Below are 12,884 nucleotides of genomic sequence, written 5' to 3' on the forward strand. Positions count from 1 at the left end.
CTATTTGGCCGGCCATTCCTTTTCAGAAGCCTTGCATCAGCATATCGACAGCAACGGTAATTTTTTCAAACTCGTCAACGAGATTCCCTACAGGCGACTTGAGTACCCCTGTCGGAACAGCGGCCATAAACTGGGTCACCATGACAACCGGCTCATCCATAATCATGAACTCTGGGTTAAGACGGGTTGCAGGTTTCGGCGCGTACGATTTCGGCAATAGGGGTACGACCACACGTGTGTTCAGATCGCTCAGAAGATCCGATTGGACATCCAACAAGAAGCCATCGCCAGAGGGGTTGGGAAACACATCGTATTTCGGCATCAGAACTGACGAAACCGCTCCAGGGGCAATCCGTGCTTTTCAACATAAGAGTTGGAGCTTTGTAGAGCTTCAGCGTTCTCCGCTTGCCATTGCTCTGCCTTGGCTGCCGCCACGGCTGCACGAACCCCCTCCTCCGCGGCCCGCGAAAGGTTCACTTTCAGTTTTCGGGCCTCGGCAAGCAAAGCGGGATCGAGCGACAGATTGGTCGGTTTCCGTGTCTGGACATTCATATAGCCAACCTCTTCATAAGCAAATTTATCACCACCTACTATGCGCGTCAAATATGCGTATAAAATCGCGCATCAAACTCAACATCAGACTGAACGATTAGTTGGCAAAAATCGACATGCTGCAGGCTTGAATCTCAGGATTTTGGTTGTATTTGCGCTCGTGTCACCCTAATCAAAGCCCTACCTCGGGGTGCGCGCGATACTGCGCTGAGATGTCCACTGGCAAACCCGTTGAACCTGAACCGGCTAGAACCGGCGGAGGGAAAGGTACAGGTTTTGTCCATCCTTGCCCTCTCGCCGCATTGGAGGATGATATGAAACATCTGGCAATTGCTGCGGGAATACTGACTGCGACATCGGCTGTTGCAGCCGACAAACCACAGTTGACCGTTTATACGTATGACAGCTTCGTCTCGGACTGGGGCCCCGGCCCAAAAGTCGAAGAAGCATTTGAGGCAGTTTGTGACTGTGACCTTAATCTTGTGGGTGTCGAAGACGGTGCCGCCCTGTTGTCACGCATCCGTCTTGAGGGTGAGAACACCGATGCAGATGTTGTGCTGGGGCTAGATACCAATCTGATCGCCGCCGCCAAGGAAACCGGCTTGTTTGCCCCTCATTCGGTCACCGCTGATTACGCACTGCCAATCCAATGGACCGACGATACTTTCGTTCCTTATGATTGGGGTTACTTTGCCTTTGTTCACAACGCTGATGCGTCAGCGCCCGCCAATTTTCGGGAACTGGCGGACAGCGAGGCTAAAATCATCATTCAAGACCCACGCTCATCTACGCCGGGTCTGGGCCTCCTATTGTGGGTCAAGGCGGCTTATGGTGATGAAGCCCCGGCAATCTGGGCTGACCTTTCCGACAACATCGTGACTGTGACCAAAGGCTGGTCCGAAGCTTATGGGCTGTTTCTCGATGGCGAGGCTGACATGGTGTTGAGCTACACAACATCTCCTGCCTATCATCTGATTGCCGAGGAAGATGCCAGCAAAGCAGCTGCAGCCTTTGACGAAGGCCATTATATGCAGATCGAAGTTGCGGCAAAATTGGCTGGCTCGGATCATTCAGAATTGGCCGACCAGTTTTTGAATTTCATGGTTTCCAACGCGTTCCAGCAGATCATCCCGACAACCAACTGGATGTATCCAGCCGTCACCCCGTCCTCGGGGCTGCCCGAAGGTTTTGACACTCTGGTCGTTCCTCAGAAATCTCTGATTATTGATCCCAGCGAGGCTGCAACCAAAAGAGATGAGGCATTGACGGAATGGCTGGGCGCACTCAGCCAGTAAGCTCATGGCCAGGTATCAGCGCGGCGGTCCTTGTTGCCGCGCTGATATTGGGAACTTTGACCACCGTTGGTTTACGTGCCGAAACCAGCGGCGGGTTCAATCCCTCTGACTGGGCGGCACTGCGCTTTACGCTTTTGCAAGCAACGCTCTCTGCAGCGTTCAGTTCTATACTGGCCATCCCAGTGGCGCGCGCATTGGCGCGGCGGCGGTTTCGTGGACGACGGGTGTTGATAGCGCTCTTGGGGGCGCCATTCATCCTCCCGGTGATCGTCGCGATATTGGGACTGCTACAGGTATTTGGCCGCTCTGGATGGATCTCGGATGTTTTGGGCGTATTTGGCCTTCCCCCAATCCAAATTTACGGGTTGCATGGTGTCGTTCTGGCCCACGTGTTCTTCAATCTCCCTCTTGCAACGCGGCTGATTTTGCAAGGATGGCAGGAGGTTCCAGCAGAGCGATTTCGTCTTGCCGCACAGCTTGGATGCGATGGGATGGCAATGTTTCGATTAATCGAATTGCCCATGCTGCGGCGCGTTTTGCCCGGCGTGCTGGCCGTTATCTTTGCCATCTGCCTGACCAGTTTTGCCGTTGCTCTAACGTTAGGCGGCGGCCCGCGTGCGACCACGATCGAACTCGCGATTTATCAGGCGTTTACATATGATTTCGATCTTGGCCGTGCAGCGCTGCTATCCGCGTTGCAACTGGCCCTGACTGCGGCTGCCGCACTGGCGGCCCTGAAGTTTTCGAGAGGGGACGGCTTTGGGACGGGCCTCAACCGTGCAGTCCGCCGTTGGGATGGTGGAACGCCTCTGTTGGACGCGTTTTGGATTATCGCCGCAGCAACATTCCTACTTTTGCCATTGGCATCTGTGGTGATTTCAGGCGCGTTGGGATTGTTCGAACTACCCACCCTAGTGTTTCGCGCAGCCGCAACTTCGATCCTCGTGGCCACCATCAGCACTATGCTTTTGTTGCTGCTCGCGGTGCCTATGGCCGTTTCTGCGGCGACCGGAAGGTACGGCATCGTTGAACTGTGCGGCATTCTCGGCCTCGCTGCATCACCACTGGTTATCGGCACCGGTCTGTTTATTCTGATCCGCCCTGTCGCCAATCCAGCTATGCTGGCCCTTCCCGTCACTGCACTGGTTAACGCCGTGATGGCCTTGCCTTTCGCGCTTCGAATACTCGTGCCCGCTGCGTGCGACACGATAGAACGGCACAGACGTTTGGCCCTGTCATTGGATATGAACAAACGCACATTTTTCACCCGCGTCATAGTGATGCGTCTTCGCCCTCAAATCGGTTTTGCTGCAGGTTTGGCTGCTGCCCTGTCGATGGGTGACCTTGGCGTAATCGCATTGTTCGCTGATGCACAGATCGCAACCCTTCCATTGCAGATTTATCGCCTTATCGGGGCCTACCAAATGCAAGCGGCTGCGGGCGGAGCGTTGTTGCTGCTTCTGCTTTCGATGGGTGTGTTTTGGATACTGGATCGTGGAGGGCGTTGGCATGCTGAAGCTTGACGAATGCAGCATCATGAACGGCAGCTTTCTGCTGAACGCCGATTTCGAAATCGAAACCGGAGCCAAGGTCGCGGTCATTGGCCCATCTGGTGCGGGGAAATCTACGTTGCTGGAAACCATCGCCGGATTTCGGGATTTGAAGGCCGGGCAAATGCACTGGAATGACCAAAGTCTGACCACCCTGCCACCGGGGAAAAGACCGCTTGCGATGCTGTTTCAGGACGGAAATTTGTTCCCGCATCTGACCGCCGCCCAAAATGTTGGCTTGGGCATCCGCCCGACTGGGCGCTTAACAGATGAAGAAAAGGAAATGGTGGGGTCAGCCTTGCATCGCGTTGGCCTACCGGAAATGGGGACCAGAAAGCCTGCCGAATTGTCCGGAGGACAACAGAGCCGGGTCGCGCTGGCCAGGATATTGGTTCAAAAGCGAGATGTCTTGTTGCTGGATGAACCCTTTGCGGCCCTTGGTCCTGCGCTAAAGGCCGAGATGTTAGATCTGGTGGCGGATCTGGTGGCTGAGACCGGAACAACGCTGCTTATGGTTAGCCATGATCCTCAGGATGCGCTTCGGATAACCGAGCAAACGGTATTTATTACGGATCAGGTTGCACACGCACCTGTTGCAACCAAGCAGCTATTCGAAAATCCACCTCCAGCGCTGCGTGATTATCTGGGGTAGGCAAATTCATCGAGACAACCCTCAAGTAGATCTCGCACCTGCACATCCAGACCGGGCGCCTCTGACCCGCGCGGACCGGCAATGTTCAAGACTTCAACCGGATTTGTGCGCAACCAATCCCGCAGTTTTTGTTGGCAAAACTCCGTTCCCTGCCTGACATCAAGCACCAGGTAAGGCTTTCCGGCCTCCCCTGCAAAAACAACTGTTTGTTGCGTGCCTGGACTGTCTGAACCATTCACAACTATCAGCGTTGCATCGCTGGACTGAACGTTCAGCTTTGTCCGCTCGATCACTTCCGGTGAATGGGTCTCGACCAATCCAGCGTACTCAACAGGGATCAGACCGGCCTCGTTTGTTCTGCCTTTTGGAACCCAACCACCATAAAGGATATGGTGCTTTCGTGCGAAATCCAGTGCAGCCAAATCAACGCCCGTTTGCCCACCCGCCACGATTTTGGAAACAGACATTCATTTCTGCCCTTTGGTTACGGCCTGATTATTCCGGTTCGGAACGGATCGCCCTCAGCAAAGATCAATGTGCTTTCAGCCATCACGTATGCTTGCCCGGTTAAACTTGGAACAACGCCCCCACCCTTCCCGGGTTTATAGAACAACCGGTAGCTGCTTCCGATCACACTCTCCTGCACAATCTCTTCTCCGGCTTGCAGCTGCCCGCTGGCCGCCAGACAAGCCAAACGCGCCGAACTGCCGGTGCCGCAGGGTGAGCGGTCATAATCGTTATCAGGGCATAAAACAAAGTTTCGGCTGTGGACCCCTTTATTCGGAGACTTGCCTTGCAAAATAACATGGTCGACAGGCTCGCCATTCTCACCGCCAACACCATGGGAGATACAGGCTTCGCGGATAGCAATGGTAAAGTCAGTCAATGAACGGATGTTTGCAGGTTCAACTGTCATTGGGCTCGGGTCGACAATAAAAAACCAATTGCCGCCATAAGCTACGTCTCCGGTCACTGACCCGTAGCCGTCGACATCAATAGTAACCGCCTGACGCACCCGGCGGCTTTCGATATTCGTAACCTCAACGGTGTTTGGGTCCTTCAGATCAATCACCACTTCTCCTGCAGGGGTTTCGATCCGGTGCACACCGACTCCGATCCGACCCAAATGAGCCAGTGTCACACCCAGACCGATCGTGCCATGCCCGCACATTCCCAGCACCGCATCAGCGTCAAAATAGATAACGCCCGCGGCACAGGCCGGGTTTACGGGCTCCACAAGAAGTGCACCAACCATTCCGGGCTGGCCACGCGGCTCTAGCAGAATGGATTTGTAGAACTGCTCGTGCTGCATCGCCAATCGTTCTGCCCGCTCTGCCACCGAGCCAGACCCCAGATCGGGACCACCATCCAGAATGACACGCGTTGGCATTCCCCCGGTATGGCTGTCGATCACATGCATTCAGCAATGACCCCACCCTGTTGGACCCAGTCGTTGAACCAGTTGCGGAAAAGTCCATACTGCTGTTCGCAATAGTTTCGCTGCGCGTCAGACAACTCGTCTGTTTCGTTGAAATGCAGACGGTATTCATCTTCGCCATTCAAAACCAGAAGATGTTTATAATACAGAACGAGGTCCGTACCTTCGTCAAAACTGGCCAATACGCCAAACGCCTCATCCAATTCGCGTGCGCGCAGGCGGGCTTCGGCGTGACCAGTCGCGGCTTTCTTGGCCAGTGCCGCCAGCAGCAGTGCCTCTTTCGGCAGCGCCGTGCCGATCCCGGTAATTGACCCTGTGGCTCCGCAATTTACGAAACCGTGATAGACCTCGGTGTCTACACCGACCATTAACGTAACCTGATCGTCCTTAGATGTAATGAATTCGGCAGCGTATCTCAGATCGTCTTTGCCTCCGAATTCCTTGAAACCGACCAGATTTGGATGTTCGGCCCGGAGTGCGAAAAACAAGTCAGCGCGGGTCGCAAAACCGTATACTGGGCTGTTATAGATAATCGCTGGTACGTCGGGTGCTGCTGATAAGATGGCTTTGAAATGGTTCTTTTGTGCCGCGATCGACGAGCCACGCGAAAGAACACGTGGAATAACCATCAGACCTGATGCGCCCACTTTCTGCGCATGAGCTGCATGCGCGACCGCTGATTTTGAGTTAATGGCACCTGTGCCAACAACCACAGGCAATCCAGCATCAACCAGCCTTTCAACGCCTTCCATCCTTTGCGCATCCGTCAGCAAAGGCCAATCGCCCATCGATCCGCAATACACCACGGCAGACATGCCGGCATCGATCATCTCTTTGCCCTTTTTGACCAGAGCATCGAAATCCGGCGCCCGATTAGGCAGGCAGGGTGTCATTAATGCAGGCATCGTGCCGGCAAAGATATTCTGTGTCATGTGCTTCTTCTTTTGTTCGGATTGAGAGTGCTCAAATTCAAATTCCGCCTCAACAACAACAAGGTTATCAAAACAAACCGTCACATCGGTTTCACTCGAGCGATACCCACAACACCTGGGCATCTTCTTTGCTGGTTGAGATGCATCCGTGCCCCATACTGCTGTCGTAATATAGTGAATCCCCAGCTTTCATGGGCAATGGTCGATAGTGTTCGGATACAAACGTCAACTCGCCGCTGATTACATACATGAACTCTTCGCCACTGTGCCTGATCCAAGTATCATACTCTGAAATATCTCTGGCTTTGATCGTCGCGATATAGGGAAGCATCCGCTTGCTTGTGAGCTCTGTGCACAGAAGCTCATGCAAATAGGTAGGTGTGTTCTTGATTTCACCCTCACCCTTGGCGGTGAAATCGCGTCGCCCTGATATGCCGGTCTGTCCTGACTGCAGGAACAGTTGAGGCGTGCTCATACCCAGTGCCTGTGTCAGCCTTCGCACGATGTCAAAACTAGGTCGCGTTTGATTGTTTTCAATTTTCGAAAGCGTGGATCGACCGATTCCCGCTGCCCGACCAGCCTCTTCCAAAGTCCAACCTTTTTTACGACGCGCATCACGGATCGAGCGTCCTAGTACAGCTCCATCGCCCAATTCATCCGGTCCAGAAGTATCATTTGGGTGGTCCTCAACCATATAATTCTCCCCTTTTTCTGAAGGTTAAAGGTTTCCACAACATCCTACAACTTTCCTGTTATTAAATATTTGTTGCTTTATCTGTGTATTCTCCACTATAGGAAACTTAATTTCCTTGTTGGGGATTATGGTCGATGGAGGAGATAATGTTCAAAAAGTCGCTCATTGAAGCCGATCCGGTCATCGCGTCATCGATTGCGCGCGAGAACAAGCGCCAGGCTGAACAGATCGAACTGATCGCTTCTGAAAATATTGTCTCTCAGGCTGTGATCGATGCACAGGGTTCTGTGCTGACCAACAAATATGCCGAAGGATATCCTGGCCGCCGCTATTATGGTGGATGCGAATATGTGGATGAAGTCGAGGCCGAAGCGATCGAACGGTTGAAACAATTGTTCGGTTGCGAGTATGCAAACGTCCAACCCCATTCGGGTGCACAGGCCAACGGGGCCGTCAAACTGGCGCTACTTAGCCCTGGCGATACCATCCTGGGAATGTCGCTGGATGCTGGTGGCCACCTGACTCACGGCGCAAAACCTGCCCAATCCGGCAAGTGGTTCCGTCCGGTCCAGTACGGACTGACCGAAGCCGGGCTGATTGATTATGATCAGGTTGAGGCACTTGCCAAAGCCGAAAAACCCCAACTGATCATTGCAGGCGCATCGGCCTATTCGCAAAAAATTGACTTTGCACGCTTCCGCGCCATCGCGGATGAAGTTGGTGCTTGGTTGCTGGCCGACATGGCCCACATAGCAGGGCTTGTCGCGACGGGTCTGCATCCGTCGCCAGTTGGCCACGCCCACGTTGTAACATCAACCACGCACAAAACCCTGCGTGGACCGCGTGGCGGGGTTATTCTGACCAACGACGAAGCGTTAGCAAAAAAGATGAACTCAGCCGTTTTCCCCGGCTTGCAGGGCGGCCCTCTGATGCATGTGATTGCAGGAAAAGCCGTTGCATTTGGAGAAGCACTGAAACCCGAATTCAAAGAGTATATGAAGCGTGTCGTGGATAGTGCGTCAGCATTGGCGAATGTAATGATAGCGCGCGGCTGCGATATCGTTTCGGGTGGAACCGAAAACCACCTGATGCTGGTCGACCTGCGCCCAATCGGCGTAACCGGAAAAGACGCTGAAGCTGCGCTCGAGCGTGCAGGCTTCACTTGCAACAAAAACAGCGTTCCGGGTGATCCCCAGAAACCAACGATCACCAGCGGCATTCGTTTGGGCACCGCAGCTGGCTGTAGTCGCGGCTTTGGTCCGGAAGAGTTCAAGCAGATCGGTCACCTGATCGGCAATGTATTGGACGCATTGGCCCAATCGCCGGACGGGGATGAAGCCGTCGAAAAGGAAACCCGCGAAAAAGTCCGCGCCCTTTGCGCAAGCCACCCGATCTACTGAGAGAAGACCAAATGACTTACGATCTTACTGTCATCGGGGGCGGACCAGGCGGCTATGTCGCCGCGATCCGCGCGGCTCAATTGGGCATGAAAGTAGCGTGCGTTGAGGGCCGTGGTGCGCTCGGCGGGACTTGTTTGAATGTGGGGTGCATACCCTCCAAAGCGTTGCTGACCTCCTCGGCCAAATATGCCGAACTTGCACATCTCTCCTCCCACGGTATTGCGGTCGAGGGGGCCAGCATCGATGTACCCGCGATGATGGGCCGCAAGGACAAGATCGTAGGCGACCTGACCAAAGGCATCGCGTTCCTGTTCAAGAAAAACGGCGTCGATCTGATCGGGGGGTGGGCCAGCATTCCCACCGCCGGGCAAGTTAAAGTTGGAGAAGATGTCCACACAGCCAAGAACATCCTGATTGCCACGGGCTCGGAACCCACCCCATTGCCGGGAATCGAGATAGACGAGCAGGACATCCTCAGCTCAACAGGTGCGATCGCATTGGAGACGGTTCCCGAACATCTGGTGGTGATCGGTGCAGGCGTTATCGGTCTGGAGCTGGGGCAGGTCTGGGCACGTCTGGGCGCTAAGGTCACGGTGGTCGAATATCTGGATCGGGTGTTGCCCGGAATTGACGGTGAGATTGCCAAACTGGCGCAGCGCGCCCTGTCCAAACGTGGATTGAAGTTCCAATTGGGTCGGGCGTTGAAATCGGTCGACAAAACGGATGCAGGTCTGACCCTGACCGTGGATCGCGTTGGCAAGGACAAGGAAGAAGTAATTGAGGCCGACAAGGTGTTGATCGCTGTCGGTCGCCGCCCCGTCACCCGAGGGCTTGGCTTGGAAGAGCTGGGGGTGGCTGTGAACCAACGTGGCGTCATAGAAGTTGACAATACATTTCAAACATCAGTGCCAAGCATTTACGCCATCGGTGACTGCGTTCCCGGCCCAATGTTGGCACATAAAGCCGAAGAAGACGGTGTTGCCTGCGTTGAGATGCTGGCAGGCGAAGCCGGGCATGTCGATTACAACACCGTGCCGGGCGTTGTGTACACAGATCCCGAGGTCGCCTCAGTAGGATTGACCGAAGAAGCGCTGAAAGACGCCGGAGCCGAGTATTCGGTCGGCAAATTCGCCTTCATGGCGAACTCGCGCGCACGCTCGACCGGAGAAACAGACGGTGCGGTGAAGGTACTGGCAGACACTAACGGCAAGATTCTGGGCGCGCATATCTGTGGCGCTCATGGTGGCGATCTAATCGCAGAATTGGTGTTGGCGATGACAAAGGAGGCAACCGTGTCCGAAGTCGCAGCAACATGCCATGCGCACCCTGCGATGGGTGAGGCTGTCAAAGAAGCCTGCCTCGACGCCCTAGGCCGCGCGATTCACGCCTAAACCGGAGCCGCCAGATGACCATCCAGCTTCGCCCCCGTCACCCGGAAAAGGCCAAAAAGGCAGATAGCGTCATCCCACGCAAACCCAAGTGGATTCGCAAGAAAAAGGTAGAAGGCCCTGAGTTTTATGAAACCCGCCGCCTGATGCGGGACCACGATCTTGTGACGGTCTGCGAAGAGGCAGCCTGCCCAAATATCGGTGAATGCTGGTCTAAGCGGCACGCTACCATGATGATTATGGGCGAAGTCTGCACGCGCGGCTGTTCATTCTGCAATGTCTCAACCGGGCGTCCCGATGCCCTGGATGTTTTCGAACCTGGTCGGGTGGCCGCGGCGGTGAAGAAACTGGGCTTGCGTCATGTGGTCATCACATCTGTTGATCGCGATGACCTAAACGATGGCGGGGCTGAGCATATTGCACAGACAATCCGTGCGGTCCGCCATCAGAACCCTACCACGACGATCGAGGTTCTGACCCCCGATTTTCTGGGTAAGGGAGAAGCTGCAGAAGTGGTGTTTGAGGCTGCTCCGGATGTGTTCAACCACAATCTTGAGACTGTTCCGCACCTCTACCCAACTGTACGCCCGGGTGCGCGTTACTATACTTCGCTACGGTTGCTGGACGATGCCAAACGCGCAAATCCCGAAGTTTTCACCAAATCCGGTTTGATGGTCGGATTAGGTGAAACGCTGAATGATGTCCGACAAGTCATGGATGATCTGCGTGCTGCAAACGTCGATTTCTTGACAGTCGGTCAATACCTGCAGCCGACGCCGAAACATCACCTGATCGACCGATTCTGGACTCCGGAAGAATTCGCCCAACTGGAACAAATCGCGCGTTCCAAGGGCTTTTTGCACGTGTCAGCAACCCCGCTGACCCGTTCGTCGTTCCACGCGGACGAAGACTTTGCCGCCCTTAAGCAAGCTCGCCAGCGGGCCATCGCAAACAGGGCATAAACCTGACGCAAATGGGAGGGAAACCATGGAAGCGTTAAATTCAATCGTAGGGGCTATCAATAGCGTCGTGTGGGGGCCGCTAATGCTGGTCCTCATCCTCGGCGTTGGCTTCTTCCTGCAGGTGGGGCTGAAGTTCATGCCGATCCTGCGCATCGGCACAGGCTTCAGCCTGCTGTTTAAAGGCCGTGAAGGTCAGGGCGAAGGGCAGATCAGCCCGTTCAACGCGCTGATGACCTCGCTGTCGGCGACAATCGGTACGGGTAACATCGCCGGTGTGGCCACTGCTGTCTTCCTGGGCGGTCCGGGCGCCTTGTTCTGGATGTGGATGACCGCCCTGGTGGGCATGGCCACCAAATATGCAGAAGCTGTCTGCGCCGTGAAATACCGCGAGAAAGACGAGTTGGGCAACTATGTCGGCGGTCCGATGTACTACATCAAAAACGGTCTGGGTGCGAAATGGGCCTGGCTGGGCGTTGCGTTCGCTCTGTTCGGAGCTGTCGCAGCCTTTGGCATCGGTAACGGTGTACAGGCCAACGGTGTCGCCCAGGTTCTGGAAGCGAATTTCGGTTTCAACACCTCAGTCACCGGTGTTGTTCTGATGGTTCTGACAGCCGCCGTGATCTTGGGCGGCATCACCCGGATCGGTGCAGTTGCCGGTAAGTTGGTTCCGTTCATGGCAATCGCCTACATCATCGCGGGCTTGCTGGTACTGCTGATCAACATCGGCAACATCGGACATGCGCTGTCACTGGTCTTCACCTACGCCTTCACCCCCTCGGCCGCCGAAGGTGGTTTCGCGGGTGCCGCTGTTTGGGCTGCGATCCGCTTTGGTGTGGCACGTGGTGTCTTCTCGAACGAAGCGGGTCTGGGTTCCGCTCCGATCGCGCACGCCGCAGCCGAGACCAAAGGTCCGGTCAACCAGGGCCTGATCGCGATGCTGGGGACGTTCATCGACACTATCATCGTTTGCTCGATCACCGGTCTGGCGATCATCTCGTCGGGTGCATGGACGTCTGGTGAATCCGGTGCCGCTCTGACCAGCCACGCGTTCGAGCTATCATTGCCGGGGATCGGTGGATATCTGATCGCCATCGCTCTGTCGATCTTTGCCTTCACCACCATCTTGGGCTGGTCGTTCTACGGCGAAAAATGTGTCGAGTTCCTGCTCGGCGTCAAATCGCTGATGCCTTACCGCGTCCTGTGGATCGTCATGATCTATTTCGGAGCGACCGCGGATCTAGGCTTCATCTGGCTGCTTGCCGATACGCTGAACGCCATGATGGCTATCCCGAACCTGATCGCCCTGGCGCTGCTGAGCCCGATCGTCATCAAGCTGACGAAAGAGTTCTTCGCTTCGGGTGGCAAGTCCGAAGAACCAGGTGGCACACCAGCCGAATAAACCTGGATAAACATACCCGGAGGCCAGAGTGGCCCCCGGGCTTTAAAACAGATTTCTATATCTCGAGGAGAGACGTGATGGCCACGAAAATCCTGCTGCCCATTGATCACACCGACGACCGCTCATGGAAGAACGCCCTGCCGCTCGCGCTGGAACAGGCAAAATTCTATGGTGCTGAATTGCACACAGTGGCCGTTATCCCCGAGATCATCCAGCTCCCTAACCTGCCTGCCAACTATGGTGCGGGTGCCAAAGAGCATGTACGCAACGCGGTTCAGGCCATTCTGGATCACGGCAATGCCGGAGACGTTCCGGTACATGTCGAAGAAGGCAGCGTCTACCGCGAAATCCTGAAGCTTGCGTACAAGGAAGGCTTCGATCTGATCGTCATGGCATCGACCAAAGGCGATTTCCCGAATTATGAGATTGGCCCGAACTTGTCACGTGTCGTGCGTAACGCGCATTGCACTGTAACAGTCGTTCGTGACCAATCCCGCTGATTAGAAAGGCTCTGGCTATGGGCGAGATTAAACGCACGCCTCTTCACGCTTTGCATGTTGAGTTGGGTGGTAAGTTGGTTGATTTTGCTGGGTGGGAGATGCCTGTTCAGTATCCATTGGGG

General features: G+C 55.0%; 14 protein-coding genes and 1 riboswitch. Of the genes, 8 read left to right on the top strand and 6 right to left on the bottom strand.

Going from position 1 to position 12,884, the window contains the following annotated elements; translation table 11 throughout:
- Positions 1–22: 22 nt before the first annotated feature.
- Both ACR0MQ_RS11030 and ACR0MQ_RS11035 read right to left on the bottom strand, forming a co-directional pair.
- Positions 23–322 (bottom strand): CcdB family protein, encoded by a 300-nt coding sequence (locus ACR0MQ_RS11030; protein WP_010441632.1) that lies wholly within the window; start codon positions 320–322, stop codon positions 23–25.
- Positions 322–552, bottom strand: a complete 231-nt coding sequence (locus ACR0MQ_RS11035; RefSeq protein ID WP_010441633.1) for a type II toxin-antitoxin system CcdA family antitoxin — start codon at positions 550–552, stop codon at positions 322–324. The genes ACR0MQ_RS11030 and ACR0MQ_RS11035 overlap by 1 nt, the downstream gene beginning before the upstream one ends.
- Positions 553–728: 176 nt before the next feature.
- A riboswitch (TPP riboswitch) is annotated at positions 729–834 on the top strand.
- A 32-nt stretch (positions 835–866) separates the two neighbouring features.
- On the opposite strand from ACR0MQ_RS11035, the gene thiB reads away from it, so the two are divergent.
- Genes thiB through ACR0MQ_RS11050 form a run of 3 tightly spaced genes read left to right on the top strand, consistent with a single transcriptional unit; the run spans position 867 to position 4,049 of the window.
- Positions 867–1,847, top strand: coding sequence for a thiamine ABC transporter substrate binding subunit (gene thiB, locus ACR0MQ_RS11040; RefSeq protein WP_480608118.1), 981 nt, complete (start codon positions 867–869; stop codon positions 1,845–1,847).
- Positions 1,823–3,370: an ABC transporter permease family protein gene (locus ACR0MQ_RS11045; RefSeq protein WP_480608121.1), complete on the top strand. Its 1,548-nt coding sequence runs from the start codon at positions 1,823–1,825 to the stop codon at positions 3,368–3,370. The genes thiB and ACR0MQ_RS11045 overlap by 25 nt, the downstream gene beginning before the upstream one ends.
- Positions 3,357–4,049 (top strand): thiamine ABC transporter ATP-binding protein, encoded by a 693-nt coding sequence (locus ACR0MQ_RS11050; protein ID WP_480608123.1) that lies wholly within the window; start codon positions 3,357–3,359, stop codon positions 4,047–4,049. The genes ACR0MQ_RS11045 and ACR0MQ_RS11050 overlap by 14 nt, the downstream gene beginning before the upstream one ends.
- Here the strand turns inward: ACR0MQ_RS11050 and ACR0MQ_RS11055 are convergent.
- The 4 genes from ACR0MQ_RS11055 to ACR0MQ_RS11070 all read right to left on the bottom strand — a co-directional run bounded on the left by ACR0MQ_RS11055 (position 4,037) and on the right by ACR0MQ_RS11070 (position 7,113).
- The gene (locus tag ACR0MQ_RS11055) at positions 4,037–4,516 is read right to left on the bottom strand and encodes a putative molybdenum carrier protein (RefSeq protein WP_480608126.1); all 480 of its coding nucleotides are present in this window, start codon (positions 4,514–4,516) and stop codon (positions 4,037–4,039) included. The two genes, ACR0MQ_RS11050 and ACR0MQ_RS11055, sit on opposite strands and share 13 nt — an antisense overlap.
- 17 nt (positions 4,517–4,533) lie before the next feature.
- Positions 4,534–5,469 (bottom strand): 4-hydroxyproline epimerase, encoded by a 936-nt coding sequence (locus ACR0MQ_RS11060; protein WP_480608129.1) that lies wholly within the window; start codon positions 5,467–5,469, stop codon positions 4,534–4,536.
- Complete coding sequence (locus tag ACR0MQ_RS11065) at positions 5,460–6,419, bottom strand: dihydrodipicolinate synthase family protein (protein WP_480608132.1); 960 nt, start codon at positions 6,417–6,419, stop codon at positions 5,460–5,462. The genes ACR0MQ_RS11060 and ACR0MQ_RS11065 overlap by 10 nt, the downstream gene beginning before the upstream one ends.
- 91 nt (positions 6,420–6,510) lie before the next feature.
- Complete coding sequence (locus ACR0MQ_RS11070) at positions 6,511–7,113, bottom strand: helix-turn-helix domain-containing protein (RefSeq protein ID WP_480608134.1); 603 nt, start codon at positions 7,111–7,113, stop codon at positions 6,511–6,513.
- Positions 7,114–7,259: 146 nt separating this feature from the next.
- Between ACR0MQ_RS11070 and glyA the strand changes: the two genes are divergently transcribed.
- The 5 genes from glyA to ACR0MQ_RS11095 all read left to right on the top strand — a co-directional run bounded on the left by glyA (position 7,260) and on the right by ACR0MQ_RS11095 (position 12,762).
- Positions 7,260–8,513 carry a serine hydroxymethyltransferase gene (gene glyA / locus ACR0MQ_RS11075; RefSeq protein WP_170774485.1) on the top strand — a complete coding sequence of 418 codons (1,254 nt, stop codon included), beginning with the start codon at positions 7,260–7,262 and terminating at the stop codon, positions 8,511–8,513.
- An 11-nt stretch (positions 8,514–8,524) separates the two neighbouring features.
- Positions 8,525–9,904: a dihydrolipoyl dehydrogenase gene (lpdA, locus tag ACR0MQ_RS11080; protein WP_480608137.1), complete on the top strand. Its 1,380-nt coding sequence runs from the start codon at positions 8,525–8,527 to the stop codon at positions 9,902–9,904.
- A 14-nt stretch (positions 9,905–9,918) separates the two neighbouring features.
- A complete protein-coding gene (lipA, locus tag ACR0MQ_RS11085; RefSeq protein WP_480608140.1) occupies positions 9,919–10,863 on the top strand; it encodes a lipoyl synthase in 945 nt (314 codons plus the stop codon).
- A gap of 25 nt (positions 10,864–10,888) precedes the next feature.
- On the top strand, positions 10,889–12,262 hold the full coding sequence (locus ACR0MQ_RS11090; protein WP_029621957.1) for an alanine/glycine:cation symporter family protein: 1,374 nt from the start codon (positions 10,889–10,891) through the stop codon (positions 12,260–12,262).
- 77 nt (positions 12,263–12,339) lie between these two features.
- Positions 12,340–12,762 carry a universal stress protein gene (locus ACR0MQ_RS11095; protein ID WP_170774491.1) on the top strand — a complete coding sequence of 141 codons (423 nt, stop codon included), beginning with the start codon at positions 12,340–12,342 and terminating at the stop codon, positions 12,760–12,762.
- Positions 12,763–12,884: the final 122 nt, after the last annotated feature.

Source organism: Ruegeria sp. AN6 (genome assembly GCF_056540425.1).